Genomic DNA, 17,742 nt, shown 5'->3' on the forward strand with positions numbered 1-17,742 from the left:
GGCGACGTCGCCGACGGCTCGGCCGCCCCGCCGCGTTGTCAGGCCTTGGCGGCTTCCATGGCCTTGAGCTGCTTGTCGGTGTAGAACGGGTCGCCGCCGACCTGCTGGTCGTCCTTCTTGCTGGTCGTCCTTCTTGATGACGAAGAAGCCGTAGATCAGGGCGACGAGTACGATTGCGGAGATCGTGAAGAAGGTCGGGCGGTCGCCCATCGCGTCATGCAGGGCGCCCAGCGGCACGGACAGCACCACCTGGCCGACCTGGGAGGCGATCTGGAAGCCGACCATGTACAGCGTGGCGGAGAGCTTGGTGTCGAAGTGCAGCGTGAAGTAACGGAACGCCGGCAGACAGAACAGCGGCACCTCGATGGAATGGAACAGCTTGACGATCGACACGGAGATCGGGTCATGGAACGCGCCGCACAGGCCGATGCGGGCGCACATCACGAACGCGCCGAGCAGCAGGGAGTTGCGCACGCCGATCTTGCGCATGATGATCGGGACCACGCCCATCATGGCGGACTCGAGGAAGACCTGGAAGCCGTTGAGCGTGCCATAGGTGGCGTCGCCAATCTCGGTGGTCGGGAACAGGCTCGAGTAGTAGGTCGGGAACATCTGCTGGTCGAACACGGTGTAGAAGGTGTTCGTGAAGATCATGAAGACGATGAGCACCCACAGGGTCGGCATGCCGAGCACGGACACCATCTCCTTGAGCGACGGGTTGGTGCGCTCGGTGGAATCGGCCTCCTTCTTGAGCTCGGCCTTCTGCTCGGACGGCACCCAGAACAGGTAGACGAGCAGCATGCCCAGGCCGCAGGCGGAGCCGATCCAGAAGTTAATCAGCGGGTTGATGTTGAAGGTGTGTCCGGCGACGAGAGCCACGATGGCGTAGCCGAAGGAGCCCCAGGCGCGGGACTGGCCGTATTCGAAGCCGAACTTGCGGCTGTAGCGCTCGGTGAGCGCCTCGACCAGCGAGCAGCCGGACATGAAGCCCGCGGACAGCACGACCGAGCCGAGCAGGACGCCCATGAAGCGGGTGGTGCCGCCGGCGGTGAGCATCGGCGAGTAGACGAACTGCGCGAACGGTCCGACCAGCGCGGCGATGATCGATATGACGATGACGAGCTTGCGCTTGATGCCCAGCTGGTCCTGGATCACGCCGTAGACGAACATGATGATCAGCGTGGCCAGAGAGTTGATGGAGTAGATCTGCCCCTGTTCGGCCGCGGTCATGCCCAAGCCCTTCTCCGGGTCAAGCAGCCACCTGGAGAAGAACGACCACCAGATGCCCCACGAGCAGAAGAACATGAAGATACCGAAGGAGCTCTGCAGATAGGAGGGGTTCCTCCACGCAGAACGTGATGCACTTGCCATGTGTATCTCTTTTCTCTATCGACGGCCGCTGCCGTGCGCCCGTCGCGTTTCCTTTGCCTTGTATTCGATTGTGCCGCAGTTCCTTTGCGACGGATCCGCCGGTTGGCTGCCGTGCCGTCCGGATGGATCGTGATTGCCATCATAGAACGTCAATCGTTTTACGTCAAACGATTTTAGCTATACGCGCGCAGCACCTCGTCAAACGATTGAAATACTGCGGTTACTCGATTCCCGGGATGACACAAACCGGCGTGTCGCCGCTTACACGGCAGTGAATCGGCGACCCCATCCGGACAGGTCGGATCACACCCACCGGCATCCATGGATATGCCAGTGCACACTCCGCCGGCGGACAGCGGACGGAACGACTGAATCTGTCTGTTTCCAGTTTGCGTCACACGCTCCGCCGGCGCCCAGCGGACCGCGCGCCGCTCTCCTGCTCGCCCATCCACCATGTCCGGCGGCGCTCAGCGAACCACGGATTCCTTTTCGATGAGGGTGCAGTGGATCTTCGCCGGAATCGGGGAATCCAACGGGGGAATCGGGGCGTTCGTCTTCGGCATCGGCACGTCGTCGAGCGAACGGTTCTCGATCATCGACACCAGCTTGCACGCCGCCCAGTACCCCATCTCGTAATGCGGAAGCTCCACCGTGGTCAGTTGCGGGGAGAACGTTTCGGCGATGACGCGATGGTTGTCCACGCCGACCACCGAGATATCCCTGCCGACCGTCAACCCCTTGCGCGCCGCACATTCATAAACGGGCCACGACCGTGCGTCGTTGAAGCAGAAGAAGCCGTCCGGGTTCTCGCGGTCGAATAGCTCGCGGACCTCGTTCAATGCGGGCCGGTTGTTCAGCACGTCGACGACGAGCCGCTCGTCATATCCGATCCCGGCCTCCTCGAGCGCCTGCCGGTATCCTTCCTTCCTTCCGCAGGTCCTGGGCGATCATCGGTTCGGCGCATCCGATATAGGCGATGCGTCGGCAACCGGCCTGGATCAGCCGGTTCGTGGCATCCTTGGCGATCATGATCTCGTCCGGTTCCACGCTGGGAATCTGCCCCTCCGCGTCAGTGGCGTCCACCAGCACCACGGGAGAATCCTTCATGGAATCCGGCACGTGCGTGATCCGGTTCGACATCTTCGCATACATGAAGCCGTCCACACCGTAGCGCTTCAACGCGGCGATCTCGTCCGCCTCATTGGATTCGCCGTCGGTGCTCACGGTCAGCATCATGTATCCCAGACGGCTGGCCGCGTCCTGCGCCCCCAGGATGATGCCGCCGGCGTACGGGGTGGTGGCGACCTCCTCGCTGATGAAACCTAGGATGCGGGTCCGGCTGGTGCGCAGGCTGCTGGCCAGCGGATTCGGGCGATACCCCAGCTCCTCCGCAGTCTTCCGCACGCGCGCGGCGATCTCCGGTTTGACACGTCCCCCATCGCGGTGATTCATCACCAGCGACACAGTGGAAACCGATACTCCCGCCTGCTGCGCAACCTGCTTCATCGTCGTCATGCATCAAACGATACACGTCGTTTCACGCCATGCCTCCATCGGCACGCGTTTGCGTTACCGAAGTAAGGACATGTTCCTGCACAGGACACGACGATACGTGCCGTACGCCGAACCGTCCTATCACACAATGATTCCGACGTTCCGAATACGACAGAAGCAGCACGGATACGCATCGCTATGCGATTGGTTGCTAATCCGCAACTAATCGCATAGCGCAAAGCAATGCGCTGACAGTCCTACGGTTCCGCAACGCACGCGACGCAGTGGGCGCGAACTCCTGGAATCGTCGAACGAATAGGTTCGCGGACCGCCTACTTCTTGACGCCGCCGAACCGGCGATCGCGGTGGATGTAGTGGTCGATCGAACGCCACAGCACCTCGCGGCCGCAGTCGGGGAACAGTTCGGGCACGAAGTCGAGCTCGGCATAGGCGGCCTGCCACGGCAGGAAGTTCGAGGTGCGCTGCTCGCCCGAGGTACGAATCACCAGATCGCAGTCGGGGATGTCGGGATTGTACAGATGCTCGGCCACCATCTTCTCGGTCACGCGATCGCCGCTGATGCGCCCGTCGCGCACCTCGCGCGCGATGGCGGCGCAGGCGTCGGCGATCTCCGCACGCCCGCCGTAGTTGATGCAGAACACCACGTCGATGACCTTGTTGCGCTTGGTGCGTTCCATCGCCGATTCAAGCTCGTCGATCACCGACTTCCACAGCTTCGGACGACGCCCCGACCAGCGCACACGCACGCCCCACTCGTCCATCTGGGCCACGCGGCGGCGGATGATGTCGCGCGAGAAGCCCATCAGGAACCGCACCTCCTGCGGGGAGCGCTTCCAGTTTTCGGTGGAGAACGTGTACAGGCTCAGGTACCGCACACCCGCCTCGATGGCACCGGCGATGGTGTCGAACACCACTGGTTCGGCGGCCTGATGGCCTTCGGTGCGGATCAGGCCGCGCTGCTGCGCCCAACGGCCGTTGCCGTCCATGATCACGCCGATGTGCCGGGGAACCTTGCCCTTCGGGAAATCCGGGATGCGCGAAGGATCGGAAAACGGCGCGGCGGGCACACTCAACGACGTGTAGTCAACGTTCTCAAAAGCCATACTACGCATCTTACCGGCTGAGGCCGTCTCCCGGGCACGTCCGGGAGAAAACCTCCCAAAACGACTGGGTTTCGCCGCCGAGTCCGCTACAGGCGCATCGAACGCAGCGGACGTTCCAGATAGTATTCGGCCCAATCCCCCACCAGACGGGTCACCCGTGAATCAGGCGGGCGTTCGCCGAGCGCAGCCCAATCCCCTGTCAGCAACGCCCGCAGTTGGAGCCGTTCCCCCTCGTTCAGACCACGCGCCTCGGGTGTGCGATCGGCCGCACACATCACGCCACCGGCCGGAATCGACAGGTACGTCAGTGATTCACGCTCGCCGCAGACCACGCACGAATCGAGCCTGGGCGTCCAGCCGGCCAGGGCCAGCGCCCGCAGCACATAGGAGTCGCCGATCGATCGCGCCGGATGGGCCTGCCTGGCCAAGGCGTGCAGAGCGCCGATGAGCAGCCGGTACTGGTCGACCGCCGGCTCATGCTCGGCACCGAGGAGTTTATCGACGGTCTCCGCCATGATGCCGGCCGCCATGTACGCGTCATAGTCCGTTGAGATCGACGAGGCGTATGCCGCTATGGTCTCGGCCTGTGAGATGACATCCAGCGACCGGCCCTCGGCTATGAGCACGTCCACGCGCATGAACGGTTCGAGCCGTCCCCCGAACCGCGATTTGGTGCGTCGCACGCCTTTGGCCACGGCGCGCACCTTGCCGTGCGCACGAGTGAACAGGGTGATGATGCGGTCGGCCTCCCCCAGTTTGGCGGTGCGCAGGACCACGCCCTCATCCCTGTACAACGCCATCTCGCACCTCCGTCCGGACTTCAGTATACGAGCGGTTCGGTATACGAGAACAGTCCCCAGAACGCGAAAACCAGCAGGATCGCGAACATGCTGGCACCCGCCAGCCAGAACGTCACCCGTCCCAGACGGCGCGAAGCCAGCACCGGCTGCTCGCCGGTCACGATCTCCCGCACCGCGCCCTTGCGCGGCGGCAGCTGCAGGATGCCGCGGACGGAGGCCACCTCGATCAGCCGGACGAGCACGCTCGACCATTCCCAGACCACCAGCGTGCAGGCCACCTGCGCCACCGGCCAGCTCCAATACATGATGCCCGGATCATGCGCTGGGCTGCCGCCCCATGCCAGGTCCACCACCGACATGACGATGCGCCCCATGGCGGCCGCGAACAGCAGCAGCGTCAAAGCCGTCATCATCACCAGCAGCGCCAGGACCCGCCCGAAACCGTGGCTGAAGCCGAACACCGGCCGGCGTCTGCGGATCCCCTGCCTCAGCCGGACGCCCAACGCCACGGCTGCGGTCACCCCCAAGGCGACCAGCAGCAGCACGGTCAGGATGTGCAGGATCACGCCGTACACCGTGGCCACCCGCTGTGCATGCAGGGTCGGCACCGCGCTCGACTGCCGGATCGGTGCGCCGGCCACACGCTCCCCCGTCGGCGTCAGCCCGGCCACCGTGCCGCCGACCCAGGCGATGAGATCGTTGACATAGTTGCCGGAATACGGGGTGCCGAGCGCGGTCAGGTCGCCGGGGCGCAGCACATGATTGCCGCCCTGGTAGCTGCGGACCGTCACATGGCGGTTTCCGGCACGCTCGCACATGGTCAGTATGGTCTCGAGCCCTTCGACCTGCGCGGTCATGACGTCGCGCGAACCGTACGCCACGAAAGTGGGGATGGCGTATGCCGCGGGCGTCAGGGTCCGGATGTCCAGATTTGTCAGCCCGAACGGCGCGGCGTCGATGTTGAACACGCGCCGCACAATGGACTGGTACCCTCCGTGCGCGCCGGCCAGCGTGAAATCCTGCGCCACGAAGAACGCCAGTGATTCGCGCGGCGTGAACACCATGGGGCTCAGCAGGATCTGGAAGGCCACATCGGGGTCGCCCTGCAGCAGATAACTGGAGATCCAGGTGCCTTCGGACGTGGCGTAGATGCCTACTTTGCCGTCGTCCACGGTGCGCATGCCGCGAACGTAGTCGATGACCGCGTCGTAGGCGTCCGCCGAAGCGGGATAGTCGCGGTTGACGTCGATGGTGGACCATGCGGGCTTGTCCACCACGGCGGTCACGATGCCGGCGGAACCCATCGCCTCCGCCACATCGCTGAACGAGTTGTCGCATGTGCCGTAGCCGGCGCCATGCAGGAACACGATGCCGGGCCGTCCGCCGCCCGCGCCCAGCGGTTCCCTGACGTGCACATTCAACGTCTGGACCTCGCCCGTCGACTCACGCATGACGTCGATGCTCACATACCGGTCGCCGACCTCGTACGTACCGGCTTCGGGCAAGACGATCCCATCGGGGTTGGCGAAGGCGACGGCCGTGTCGGGCGTCGGCGGCGAGATCACCCGTCCGGCGGTGTCGTTATGCCATTGGACGTCCGTCAACGTGGAGACGGTGACGAGGATGCCGAACAGGACGACGAAGATCGGCAGCGTGGTCAGCAGACGGCGCCCACGGCTCCAGCCGACGGCGTGCTGCGGATGCTCCCGATGACGTATCACGTCGGTTCATTGTAGTCCGGCACCGGCGGGAAGCGCGGTTCACTCGCTGTGCGCGATCTGGGTGATCGGCACGACGACCGGTCCGGTGGCGCCGGCGGGCACCTGGCCGTCGGCCTCCATCTGCGCGGCGATCTCGTTGGCCTTCGTCAGCAGCGTCTCGACGATGCGATCCTCGGGAACCGTCTCGATGACCTTGCCCTTGATGAAGATCTGCCCCTTGCCGTTGCCGGAGGCCACGCCCAGGTCGGCCTCGCGGGCCTCGCCGGGACCGTTGACGATGCAGCCCATCACGGCCACGCGGATCGGCGCGGTCACGTCCTTCAACCCTTCGGTCACGGCGTTGGCCAGCTGGATCACATCCACCTGCGCACGCCCGCAGCTCGGGCAGGAGATGATGTCGAACTTGCGCGGACGCAGCCCCAGGTATTCCAGGATCTTGCAGCCCACCTTGACCTCCTCGACCGGAGGGGCGGACAGGGAGACGCGGATCGTGTCGCCGATGCCTTCGGCCAGCAGCGCGCCGAACGCCAGGCACGATTTGATCGTGCCCTGCCAGGCGGGTCCGGCCTCGGTCACGCCCAGGTGCAGCGGCCAGTCGCCCTTCGAAGCGAGCAGGCGGTAGGTCTGCACCATCGTGATCGGATCGTGGTGTTTGACGGAGATCTTGAAATCGTGGAAGCCGACGTCCTCGAACATGCGAGCCTCCTTCAACGCCGAGGCGACCAGCGCCTCCGGGGTCGGCCCGCCGTACTTGGCGTACAGGTCCTTGTCGAGCGAACCGGCGTTCACGCCGATGCGCAGCGAGATGCCCGCGTCGGTGGCGGCCTTGCAGATGGCCGGTCCCACCTCGTCGAACTTGCGGATGTTGCCGGGGTTCACACGCACCGCGGCGCACCCCGCGTCAATGGCCTGGAACACGTACTTGCTTTGGAAATGGATGTCGGCGATCACCGGAATCGGCGATTTCCTGACGATTTCGGGCAGTGCGTCGGCATCATCCTGGCTGGGCACGGCCACGCGCACGATGTCGCAGCCGGCCGCGGTCAGTTCGGCGATCTGCCGGAGCGTGGCGGACACGTCCACGGTCGGCGTGTTGGTCATCGACTGCACGGAGATCGGCGCACCGCCGCCGACCGGCACCGGTCCCACCATGATGCGGCGGGATTGGCGACGCGGATGCAGCGGGCTCTCGCTGATCGAAGCCTCGCCGGTTTTGCGGAACAGCTTGTCCGCGCCGACCTGCGGCGTGGCGTCGTTCGACGTGCTGATGGTCATCGTTTCGACTGTGGTTTCGTGCTCGCTCACAACTGCCTGTCTATCAAATCATCGGCGCGACGACGGGCCTCAAGCTCGACTTCGCCCATTTCCTCCACGGACGCGAACGCCGGATTGCCGCGCAATTCGGCATCCATCTGATCCAGTACGGCCTTGACCGTATCCACGATGCCGAGATACGGCAGACGGTGGTCAAGGAACGCATGCACGGCCTGTTCATTCGCCGCGTTGAGCACCGCGGTATGCTTCTGCGACGCCTTGAGGCACTGGCGTGCCAAGTTGACGGCGGGGAACGCCTCGTCGTCCAGCGGCTCGAACGTCCAGGATGCGGCCGTGCTCCAGTCGCAGGGGGCGGCCACGTCACCGAGACGGTCCGGCGCGGACAGGCCCAACGCAATCGGCAGGCGCATATCCGGCGGGGAGGCCTGTGCGATGGTGGCGCCGTCGCGGAATTCCACCATCGAATGCACGATGGACTGCGGGTGCACGGTCACCACGATGCGGTCCGGTTCGATGTCGAACAGACGGCTCGCCTCGATGACCTCCAGGCCCTTGTTCATCAGCGTGGACGAGTTGATGGTGACGACCGGCCCCATATTCCACGTCGGATGATGCAGCGCCTGCTCCGGGGTGACGCCGGCCATCTGCTCGCGGGTCATACCGCGGAACGGGCCTCCCGACGCGGTGACGATCAGGCGGGAGACCTCCGAATGGGTGCCGGAGCGCAACGACTGCCAGATCGCGGAATGTTCGGAGTCCACCGGATTGATCTGATCGTCACGGGTCTGGGCCGAGAACAGCAGGTTGCCGCCGGCCACCACCGATTCCTTGTTCGCCAGGGCCAACTGGGACCCGGCCTTCAGCGCGGCGATCGACGGCTTGAGACCGATCGAACCGGTGATGCCGTTGAGCACCACCGACGCCCCGCACCCGGCCAACGCCTCGACGGCGTCCGGCCCGGCCTGGATCTGCGTGGTCACGGCGCCGGCGCGGTCCAACGCCTCGCGCAACGCCGGCACGACATCGGCACGGTAGACGGCGACCTGCGGCACCTGGAATTCGGCCGCCTGACGGGCGAGCAGCTCCACGTGGGCACCGCCCGCGGCCAAACCGACCACGGTGAACCGATCACGATGACGGGAGATGACGTCCAGGCCCTGGGTGCCGATGGAACCGGTCGAGCCCAGGATGACGACGGTGAGATGCTGCTTCACAGTTCCGGCTTCTTCTGCGCGGGTTGGTTGGTGTCAAAGGTCGGGAACGACAGATCGGGGATGTCCAGCGACTGCATCGAGTCCATGCCGATCGACGGGATCGACGGGGCGCTGGGCACATCCAGCGAAGGCGTCGGCGCGGCCGCGGACGGTTCGGGTGCCATCTGCGTGGAGGCGGCCAGCCGTTCCAAATCGGACAACGCGTCGCCCGACGATACAGGAGCGGCCGCGGGCTGGGCGAACGACGGTTGCGTGGATTCCACCGCTTCGGTGGTCGGGGCCGGGTCCGGCGTGGACATCGGCGTCATGGACGGCATCGGCGTCGCAACCGGAGTCGGCGTCACGGACGGGGTCGGCGCGGCGACCGGCGCAGGCGCCGAGTCCTGCTGCGGGGTCGGCGCGAACGACGGCGGCATCGTCTGCAAGTCGTTGTCCATCACCGTCGGGGACGAGACGCCGTCATTCGCGGGGCGGGCGTCACGCGGCGGGAACAGCGCGGCGGCGGGAGCCGCAACCGGCGTGGGCGCCGGGGACTGGACCGTGGCCGGATCGTGCACGTACTCGGCCACACGGGCGTAGGATTCCAGACGGCTGAGCAGCCGGACGCACGCGTTCAGATAGTTGTCGACCTGGCGCTCGTCATACCCGCGCTTGCCCTTGCGCTGGGTAAAGATCACATTGGCCACGCTGGTGGAGTTCAGATCCGTCAGATCGCGCACGTCGTCGGCGGTCACGCCGTCCACGCCGAGTTCGGCGGCGGCCTTGTCGATGACCTGATCGATCAGACGGTCAACCTGCTTGCGGTCGTATGAGGGGCTCTTCGGCTCTCCCGGACGGAACCGCTCCTTGGCCGCACGCTGCGCGTGTCCGGCCAGGCTGCGGTACAGGTCCTCGGTCTGCGCCTTCCAGACCACGCGACCGTGGCGGGTGATCTCCCGCGTGGTCTGCTGGTCCACCACGGCCCGCTCCAGACGGCCCAGCGCCGCGTCGACCTGGCTGATGACATACCCGCCCTTGCACAGATCGAAGGATACGTTCTGGATGTCCTGCTGCGTCAGCTGCCCATCACCGCTGTCGTACAGCGCATGGGTGCGCTCCAGAAACTCGTCCACCTGAGCGGGGTTGTATCCCCATTTGCGCTTGCTCGCCCGTGCAATGCCCGAGGCATTCCGGCCGGATTCAGGTTGCTGCGCCATGGCTTTTGACCTCCTACGGTTACACTCCATCTCTCAGATTACGTGACCGTTGCGACGCGCCGACCGACCAACACGCGCCACACCTGCACCGCCGTGTCATGACATGCGGTACAGTAGAGCGTTGCGGGCGATTAGCTCAGTTGGTTAGAGCGCCACCTTTACACGGTGGATGTCGGGGGTTCGAGTCCCTCATCGCCCACCTTCCAAGGCCGGCCATGCGCCGGCCTTTTCGCTAGGCGGACTCGGAACGTGTTCAGCGCCCCTTGCCGAAGGCACGCAGACGGATGCCGTTCCAGTCGGGGCTGACCGTCAGCGGGGTCGCGGCGTTCATGCCGGCCGTCTTGGCGGCGGACTGCACGGTGCTTGAGCTTGCGGCGCCGGGACGCCCCGGCTTCGGGGTCAGCACCCACAACGGACCATCCTGTCCCAGCACGGCGTAGGCGTCCACGATCGTGTCCGACAGCTCGTCCTCATCGTCGCCGTCACGCCACCAGATGATGACGCCGTCGACCGCGGAGTCGAAGTCCTCGTCGACAAGCTCCTCCCCCGTCAGTTCCTCGATCGAGGCGCGGATGGAATCATCCACGTCGTCATCCCACATCCATTCCTGAATGATGTCCCCACGGCTGAACCCGAATTCCTCAGCGTGTCGTGATGCTGTTTCGTTCACGTTGCACAATATAGCAAACGGGCGTGAACACCCGGGGCTTCGGCTCATCGTATGCGCCGAACGTTCCATATGCCGGACAGCCCGCCCACGGCAATCTACGCCGCGGAACAGTGCGGAAGCGCATCCCCCTCGCCCTTGCCGATGGCCACCAGCGCCTCGTACGCCTCCTCCAGCGTGGAGACGCTCACGTCGCGCAGACCGTCGGGGACATGCCCCACCACCTCGGCGCAGTTCTCCTCCGGCGCCAGGAACCAGGTGGCACCGTCACGCCGCGCGCCCAGCATCTTCAGCCTGACGCCGCCGATGGCGCCCACCTTGCCGTCGGCGTCGATGGTGCCCGTGCCCGCGATCGTCAGGCCGCCGGTCTCATCCTGCGGCGTCAGCTTGTCGATCACGCCCAACGCATACATCATGCCGGCCGAGGGGCCGCCGATATCATCCACATGCATCGACACCTCGACCCCGTCCGCGCCCATGCCGCGCGACGCCATGAACGTGAGCGCCGCGTCGGCGGCGTCCCCCTGGGAGGAGCTCATCTCCTCCTGGCTCTCCGCGGAGTATTCCTCGGCGGTCTGGCCGATCGGCACCACAACCTCGCGCGGCATCACCACACTGTGCGGGTCGAACCAGCCGATCAACGCCACGATGTTGGACACCGGATATCCAGGCACGCCGGAGGCGTTGACGGTCGTCAGCAGCAGTTTCCCGTCGTCCGCATAGGTCTCGGCCCCCTCGATGGAGATGACCTCGCCGCTCTCCGCCTTCCCCAGCACATCCTGCGTGGGCCCGGGCGTCTCGATGCAGTAGGGGCTGGGCGCGGCGAGCAGCACGACGGCCAGCAGCACGGCGAACAGCCCCGCGCAATACTTCGGCGAACGCGCCTGGAAGTAGGCGTGCAGCCTTGCGAATGCGCCCTTGGCGTGAATTCGGCGTGTGGAATGCATATTCGGCATACCTCCCATAGTATGGATACAACCGACGATATCCCTACAGCGCGAAGACGGAGACCGATTATGGATGAGAATGCTATCCGGCAGTGGCTGATCGAGTGCTTCGGACCGGTTCAGGGGGAGATGGCCTGGAACCAGATCGCGAACCTGCCCGAGGGCATCCGCGAGCAACTGTTGAGTCAGGATCCAAGTCGCTTGCCCAAGCCCGCCGAGGTCCAGTCGATGATGCAGGCGTTCGCCGCCGGGGGGCTGAACACCGTGGATGATATGCGGCGCACGGTGCAGGAGGGGCCGATCAACGTCAAGCTCGCCACCTCCATCGCGCTGCAGCAGGCGAACGGCGAAGGCTCCGAACGCACCGTCAACGCCGAAACCGGTCAGGCCGCGCGCCGCGCGGTGAGCGAGGCGAATCTGTGGCTGGACACGACCTGCGCGTTCGACCCCGTAGCCGGCGAGACCGCGTTGCTGACGCGGGCCGGCTGGGTGGAGGGCACGCTCGACGCCTGGGCTGCCTTCAGCGCGCCGGTGGCGCAGTCGATGAACGACGCGTTGGCCTCCGTGATCTCCGAGCGATTGGGGGACGCCTTCGCCGACGGCGAGGTCGCCGGCATGTTCGCAGGCCCCGTGCCGATTCCGGTTCCCGAGGGGATGAAGGATCCCGGACAGCTGATGAAACTGCTGGCGAACACCTCGTTCGCCATGCAGTTGGGACGCGCGGCCGGCACGATGTCGCACGAGGTCCGCGGAAGCTTCGATCAGGGGGTGGCGCTGTTGCGGAATCCCGCCGGCGCGCTCATCGTGCAGAACATCGTCGACTACGCCTCGTCGCTGGACATCCCGCTGGACGAGGTCATGGCGTACATGGCGTTGCAGGAGCTGGCCCATGCCCGCCTGTTTGCGGCCGTTCCGTGGCTGATGCCCCGGTTCGAGGCGCTGATCGGCAAATACGCGCGCGGCATCTCGATCGACCTGGACGCGATGGAGGAGCAGCTGCGTGAGGCGACGTCGATGGACCCGGACTCGTTGTCCGGGGCGGTGAACCTGACCAAGGTGGGCATTCCCGACACCCCCGAGCAGCGCGAGGCCCTGGCCAGTCTGGAGACGCTGCTCGCGCTGGTCGAAGGTTGGGTGGATTGCGTGACGTGGAAGGCGGGCATGGCCCATATCCCGCATATCGAACAGCTCCGGGAGATGACGCGCCGCGAGCGCGCCACCGGCGGACCGTCCGAACGCACCTTCGCGCAGCTGCTGGGCATGCATCTGCGGCCCAAGCGCATGCGCGAGGCCGCCGCGCTCTGGGAGCGGATCGGTCTGGACGAAGGCGACGCGCAGCGTGACGCCCACTGGTCGCACCCTGATCTGCTGCCCCAACTGCCCGCCGACGAGTCCGAATCCGACGGCTCGGACGACGCCCCGAAGACCCCCGTCGCCACCGAACAGACGACCGGCATCGATTGGGATGCGGAGCTGAGCAAGCTGCTCGACGAGGGTCTGACGGACGGCGGCGCCGATACCGGCGATGCCAATGCCGACGGCGACCCCGGCACCGGCGAGGGCGGCTCCGGCACGAACGCCGACTGACGCCGCGTCAGGTGGCGAGGAATCGGCTGGGCGCACGCCGCCCCATGGCCGAACCGTCCTTGCCGCGCGCATAGGACAGGTGCAGCGTCTCCTCCGCACGGGTGATGCCGACATACATCAGGCGACGCTCCTCCTCGAGCAGGTCGCCCGGCGGCGGCGAACCATACGGCAGCAGTCCCTCCGAACAGCCGACGAGGAACACGTGCCGGAACTCCAGACCTTTGGCGGCGTGGATGGTCGACACCGTCACCCCCTGGTCGTCGCCCACGCCCAACGCCTCCAGCATCGCCTGACGGCCGGCCTGCCCGTCGTCCAACGCGGAACGCTGCCAGCCGGCATCCCTCCGGACCCGGTACCGCAATCCCTCACGCCGCAGCGCGGCGCACACCACCTGCTGCTGCGCGTTCAGGCGCGTCAGCACCGCGCACTGCCCCGGCTGGGCGCCGCCCTCCACCAGCCGTGCAATCGCCGCGGCCACGCCGCAGGCCTCGTCCGCATCGGTGGCGTAGACGGTGCGGCTGATCCGGAAACCGCCCTCGCGCCCCGACGTCAGCCGCAGGTAGTCGTCACGGTTCGGCGAAGCCGCCAGCACCTGATTGGCGCACCGCACGATCTGCGGCGTGGAACGGTAGTCGACGGACAGATTGATGTCGGCGGACAACGGCGCGAACTCGTCGGCGAAGCCGAGCAGATCATAGCTGCTCGCGCCGGCGAACGAATAGATGGTCTGCGCGGGATCCCCCACCACGCACACGTTGCGGTTGCCGCCCAGCCACAATCGCATCAGCCGGTGCTGCAGCGGCGAGACGTCCTGATATTCGTCCACGGTCAGCCAGCGGATCGAGGAACGGATAGCCTCGGCCGCCTCGGGCACCTCGTCGAGCAGGTGGCAGGCGATCAGCAGGATGTCGTTGAAATCGATCTCCCCGCGCGAGGTCTTCTCCGCCTCGTAGGCGCGGTAGATGTCCACGAGACGCTGCGGTTCCAGTCCCGCCGGCGGGCGGCGGCCCAGCGCCGCGCACACCCGTGGATAGTCGTCGGGGGCAATCAGCGAGACCTTGCACCAGTTGATCTCGGCATGGATGTCGCGCAGGTCGGCCTCCTGCGGCTGCGTCTCGATGACCCGCGCGAACGCCCGCGCCACCAGGGCGCGCTGATCGTCGCAGATATGCGGGAACGGCCCCTCGCACACGTCGTCCCACACCCTGCGCAGCTGGTGCAGGGCCGCGGAATGGAACGTCGCCGCCGTCACCGATTCGCCCACCCCCAGTTTGCCCAGCCGGGCGCGCATCTCGGCCGCCGCCTTGACCGAGAACGTGACGGCGAGCGTACGCGCCGGATCCCAGGCGCCCGTCGCACAGGCGTAGGCGATGCGGCGCGTCACCGTACGGGTTTTGCCGGCACCGGCCACGGCCACGATGCGCACCGGGCCGTCCACCGCGGTGGCAGCGGCCCGTTGCATGTCATCCAACCCCTGCAGGATCTCATCGCCCGAAGTTCCCATGCCACCCATTGTGCCATGCTTCGCTTTGCGCCGTCCGTGTATTAGTGTGGAACTGTGACTCAGCGAAGCAAGTTCCAGATGGCGGCGTTGGCCTCGGCGGCCATGCCGGGCATGGTCGTGTCCGGAGTGCGGGAGGCGGGTCAGCCCCGTCCCGCCGATGCCGCGAACGGTATCAGCCAGGCGACCGTGCAGGACGCGGTCGGCAAGCTCTACGACGTCTACGTAACCGACACCGAAGCCGGCTGCAAGGCGCTCGCGGCGCGGGTGCACGCGGCCGACACGTTGTCCCAGACGCGCGAACTGGGCGGTCTGGGGTTTGTTCTGGACCGCGTGGTGGCGTTCGAACGCGGCGGGAACGACCGTGGGCCGACGGCGGGCGCCGCGGTGATGATCACCGCGCACCCCACCGGCACCGCCCGTCCGCTGTCGATGCTGACGATCGACGACTGCACGGCCATGGGCACCGCCATCGGCGCCATCCACCGCCTGAACGGCGCGTTTCTGGCCGAACACGACTACCCCACGTTCACCACCGGGCAGATCCGCGCACAGTTGACGGCGTGGATCAAACGTCTGCGCGCCGCCGGCCACATCCCCGGCGAGATCACCGCCAGCTGGGCGCGCGTGCTGGAGACCGAGGGCCTGTGGTCGTTCACCACCTGCCCCGTGCACGGCGGATTCGACGACGGCGACGTATTGTTCTCCGGCTCCACGATCACGGCCATCACCAACTGGCAGGATATGCAGATCAACGACCCCGCCCGGGATCTGGCGTGGATCTTCGCCAAGCTGGACGAAACGCACCGCAACGCCGTGCTGGCGGCCTACGGCAGGATGCTCGGCAACCGGTTGGACGATCTGATCATGCTGCGCGCCAACCTGTGGCTGCAGATGGAGCAGGTCGGCGACTTCGTCCAGGCGCTGAGCCAGGCGGACAACGCCAGAATCCTGCAGTTCAAAGCGCAGGTGGAGCGTCTCGCCCACCAGCTCGGCGTGGCCACACAACGCGCGAAGGCCGCCGCGCCGGCATCGAAGCCCGCAACCGGCGCCAAACCGCCGAGCACCATCACGGTCAGCACTCTGCTCAACGACGCGGAACGCCACGGTGCCGCCTCACACGCTGGCGGGGAGTCCCCCGCACCCGCCAATGCCGACGAAGCGGACAACACCGGGGAGATGGATCGAACCGGTTCCGCGCAGATCACGACGGTCGGCACCGCTGACCCCGATTCGACCGCGGATCGTCCGGTGACGCCGCACAGCCATCCGGCAACGTCTCCCACCGCCGTGTTCGGGGCCCCATCGGACGCCATATACGTCACCGAATCCGGTGATACGGGCGATACCGATGAACCCGACGACACCGACGACACGAGCGAGCGCACGGACGCCGCCGCGGCGCAGCCGTCGGGCGAATCCACCGCCACAATCGTCATCCCGAGGCTGGAACGCGAGGAACAGGCGATGCGCGACGCCCGCGCCGGCATCGACGGGGACGACGACAACGACGATACCGACGAGCGCACGCCGCAGGCGTAATCGCATCCCGTCAGGCACAATACAATCGTTATCCGGAACACAGCGCCGCGGACGACGGCGCGAACGAGGAGGAACCGATGGACATCGAACTGGGTATCCGCGACGTGGCTCGCACCGTGACCTTCAGTACCGAGCAGAGCGCCGACGAAGTCGGGCAGGTCATCGCCGCCGCGGTGGCGAACGACCGCACCATCGATCTGGTGGACGACAAGGGCCGGCACATCATCGTGCCCGCCGGCTCGCTCGGCTACGCGATCATCGGTTCGGAGACCAAGCACGCCGTGGGCTTCGGCGCACTGTGAGCATGCCTTGTTCGCCTTGATCGCGGCTGTGTCGCAGCCAAGGCGAACATGACGTAGTCCGCTGAAACGACGCCCACATCCTGCGGCGCCGTCGTCGTTTCAGCGGATGGCCGGCAGGCAGCCACGGCGTATGATCTCCTCCACCGTGGCGTCCGCGGTGAGGTTCTCGCCCAACGCGTTCGGTTTGCCGGCGCCGTGCCAGTCCGAACCACCCGTAACCAGCAGGTCGAGGCGATGTGCGAGCGTCAGCAGGCGTTCACGCTGTTCCAGGGGATTGCCCCGATGCCACACTTCAAGACCGCCCAACCCCGCCTTCGCCAACCGTTCGATCTGCGTATCGGACAGCAGCACCCGGTTGCGTCCCGGATCGCCGGCGTGGGCCACGATGCTCACGCCTCCGGCGGCCGACACCGCCGACACCACGTCGGCCGCGCTCGGCGACGGGGTGGGGATGTAGTACCGGCTGGATGCGCTCACCGCCCCGGCGAACGCGTCCGAGCGCGTCGGATACACGCCCGCCGCCACCAACGCGTCGGCGATATGGGGACGGCCGATGGTGGTGCGCTCCCCCTGTTTGGTCTGCGCCAGCACATCATCCCAGGTGATCGGATAGTCCTTGGCGATCATCTCCACCATCCGGCGCGTACGGCGCAGACGGGCGCGCCGGGTCATGGCGAACAGCTCGCGGATCCCCTCGTTCTCGGGATCGTATTGCAGTCCCAGCATGTGTACGGAGACACCGTCGTCGACCGCCGTGATCTCCGTGCCGCGCAGCAGCGGCATCGACATCCGGGTGGCGGCCTGCTCGGCCTCCTGCCAGCCAGCGGTCGTGTCATGATCGGCGATCGCCACGCCGTGCAGGCCCCTCCTCACGGCCTCGGCCACCAGCGTTTCCGGGGTTTCGGTGCCGTCAGAGTAGACGGTATGGCAATGAATATCCCAGCCGGACTGCGGCGGGGTATCGGCGTGAGCAACTCGGGTCATACACCCATCGTAATCTG

12 protein-coding genes, 1 tRNA gene and 3 pseudogenes are annotated in these 17,742 nt (G+C 66.3%); 4 read left to right on the top strand and 12 right to left on the bottom strand.

From position 1 onward, the window contains the following. Nucleotides 1-38 precede the first annotated feature (38 nt). The 8 genes and pseudogenes from OU11_RS08640 to OU11_RS09590 all read right to left on the bottom strand — a co-directional run. Nucleotides 39-1,371 (bottom strand): annotated as a pseudogene (locus tag OU11_RS08640) (oligosaccharide MFS transporter). Nucleotides 1,372-1,838: 467 nt separating this feature from the next. Next, nucleotides 1,839-2,886 (bottom strand): annotated as a pseudogene (locus OU11_RS08645) (LacI family DNA-binding transcriptional regulator). Nucleotides 2,887-3,197: 311 nt separating this feature from the next. Further along, on the bottom strand, nucleotides 3,198-3,989 hold the full coding sequence (locus OU11_RS04600) for an isoprenyl transferase (RefSeq protein WP_033514764.1): 792 nt from the start codon (nucleotides 3,987-3,989) through the stop codon (nucleotides 3,198-3,200). An 86-nt stretch (nucleotides 3,990-4,075) separates the two neighbouring features. Then, nucleotides 4,076-4,789 carry a DNA repair protein RecO gene (recO, locus tag OU11_RS04605; protein ID WP_033514766.1) on the bottom strand — a complete coding sequence of 238 codons (714 nt, stop codon included), beginning with the start codon at nucleotides 4,787-4,789 and terminating at the stop codon, nucleotides 4,076-4,078. A gap of 20 nt (nucleotides 4,790-4,809) precedes the next feature. After that, the gene (locus OU11_RS04610) at nucleotides 4,810-6,450 is read right to left on the bottom strand and encodes an alpha/beta hydrolase family protein (protein ID WP_033514964.1); all 1,641 of its coding nucleotides are present in this window, start codon (nucleotides 6,448-6,450) and stop codon (nucleotides 4,810-4,812) included. A gap of 99 nt (nucleotides 6,451-6,549) precedes the next feature. Beyond that, nucleotides 6,550-7,785 carry a flavodoxin-dependent (E)-4-hydroxy-3-methylbut-2-enyl-diphosphate synthase gene (gene ispG, locus OU11_RS04615; protein ID WP_033514768.1) on the bottom strand — a complete coding sequence of 412 codons (1,236 nt, stop codon included), beginning with the start codon at nucleotides 7,783-7,785 and terminating at the stop codon, nucleotides 6,550-6,552. A gap of 26 nt (nucleotides 7,786-7,811) precedes the next feature. Beyond that, the gene (dxr, locus tag OU11_RS04620) at nucleotides 7,812-8,999 is read right to left on the bottom strand and encodes a 1-deoxy-D-xylulose-5-phosphate reductoisomerase (protein WP_033514770.1); all 1,188 of its coding nucleotides are present in this window, start codon (nucleotides 8,997-8,999) and stop codon (nucleotides 7,812-7,814) included. Nucleotides 9,000-9,552: 553 nt separating this feature from the next. After that, nucleotides 9,553-10,195: pseudogene (locus OU11_RS09590) on the bottom strand (DivIVA domain-containing protein); the annotation flags it as partial. Nucleotides 10,196-10,320: 125 nt separating this feature from the next. On the opposite strand from OU11_RS09590, the gene OU11_RS04630 reads away from it, so the two are divergent. Next, a tRNA-Val gene (locus tag OU11_RS04630) sits at nucleotides 10,321-10,394 on the top strand. A gap of 54 nt (nucleotides 10,395-10,448) precedes the next feature. Here the strand turns inward: OU11_RS04630 and OU11_RS04635 are convergent. Beyond that, the gene (locus OU11_RS04635) at nucleotides 10,449-10,865 is read right to left on the bottom strand and encodes a DUF3052 domain-containing protein (protein ID WP_152597068.1); all 417 of its coding nucleotides are present in this window, start codon (nucleotides 10,863-10,865) and stop codon (nucleotides 10,449-10,451) included. A gap of 95 nt (nucleotides 10,866-10,960) precedes the next feature. After that, nucleotides 10,961-11,809: a YlbL family protein gene (locus tag OU11_RS04640; protein WP_081963473.1), complete on the bottom strand. Its 849-nt coding sequence runs from the start codon at nucleotides 11,807-11,809 to the stop codon at nucleotides 10,961-10,963. 69 nt (nucleotides 11,810-11,878) lie between these two features. Here OU11_RS04640 and OU11_RS04645 point away from each other — a divergent pair, with 69 nt between their 5' ends. After that, complete coding sequence (locus tag OU11_RS04645; protein WP_033514776.1) at nucleotides 11,879-13,396, top strand: zinc-dependent metalloprotease; 1,518 nt, start codon at nucleotides 11,879-11,881, stop codon at nucleotides 13,394-13,396. A 7-nt stretch (nucleotides 13,397-13,403) separates the two neighbouring features. On the opposite strand, the gene OU11_RS04650 is transcribed toward OU11_RS04645, so the two are convergent. Then, nucleotides 13,404-14,909 (bottom strand): ATP-dependent helicase, encoded by a 1,506-nt coding sequence (locus OU11_RS04650; protein ID WP_033514778.1) that lies wholly within the window; start codon nucleotides 14,907-14,909, stop codon nucleotides 13,404-13,406. Nucleotides 14,910-14,978: 69 nt separating this feature from the next. Between OU11_RS04650 and OU11_RS04655 the strand changes: the two genes are divergently transcribed. Beyond that, complete coding sequence (locus tag OU11_RS04655; protein WP_033514780.1) at nucleotides 14,979-16,439, top strand: phosphotransferase; 1,461 nt, start codon at nucleotides 14,979-14,981, stop codon at nucleotides 16,437-16,439. Nucleotides 16,440-16,516: 77 nt separating this feature from the next. After that, entirely contained in the window at nucleotides 16,517-16,741 is a 225-nt protein-coding gene (locus OU11_RS04660; protein ID WP_033514782.1) for a DUF3107 domain-containing protein, read from the top strand. A gap of 99 nt (nucleotides 16,742-16,840) precedes the next feature. Here the strand turns inward: OU11_RS04660 and OU11_RS04665 are convergent, their stop codons facing one another. Further along, nucleotides 16,841-17,725 (bottom strand): PHP domain-containing protein, encoded by an 885-nt coding sequence (locus tag OU11_RS04665; RefSeq protein ID WP_033514784.1) that lies wholly within the window; start codon nucleotides 17,723-17,725, stop codon nucleotides 16,841-16,843. Nucleotides 17,726-17,742: the final 17 nt, after the last annotated feature.

This window comes from Bifidobacterium pullorum DSM 20433 (assembly GCF_000771405.1).
Classification (GTDB): domain Bacteria; phylum Actinomycetota; class Actinomycetes; order Actinomycetales; family Bifidobacteriaceae; genus Bifidobacterium; species Bifidobacterium pullorum.

Excerpts from the sequence above, each read along its gene's own strand:
- OU11_RS04655 (WP_033514780.1), top strand. The coding sequence starts at position 14,979 with ATGGCGGCGTTGGCCTCGGCGGCCATGCCGGGCATGGTCGTGTCCGGA.
- ispG (WP_033514768.1), bottom strand. The coding sequence starts at position 7,785 with ATGACCATCAGCACGTCGAACGACGCCACGCCGCAGGTCGGCGCGGAC.
- OU11_RS04640 (WP_081963473.1), bottom strand. The coding sequence starts at position 11,809 with ATGCATTCCACACGCCGAATTCACGCCAAGGGCGCATTCGCAAGGCTG.
- OU11_RS04660 (WP_033514782.1), top strand. The coding sequence starts at position 16,517 with ATGGACATCGAACTGGGTATCCGCGACGTGGCTCGCACCGTGACCTTC.
- OU11_RS04665 (WP_033514784.1), bottom strand. The coding sequence starts at position 17,725 with ATGACCCGAGTTGCTCACGCCGATACCCCGCCGCAGTCCGGCTGGGAT.
- OU11_RS04645 (WP_033514776.1), top strand. The coding sequence starts at position 11,879 with ATGGATGAGAATGCTATCCGGCAGTGGCTGATCGAGTGCTTCGGACCG.
- OU11_RS04650 (WP_033514778.1), bottom strand. The coding sequence starts at position 14,909 with ATGGGTGGCATGGGAACTTCGGGCGATGAGATCCTGCAGGGGTTGGAT.
- OU11_RS04600 (WP_033514764.1), bottom strand. The coding sequence starts at position 3,989 with ATGGCTTTTGAGAACGTTGACTACACGTCGTTGAGTGTGCCCGCCGCG.
- recO (WP_033514766.1), bottom strand. The coding sequence starts at position 4,789 with ATGGCGTTGTACAGGGATGAGGGCGTGGTCCTGCGCACCGCCAAACTG.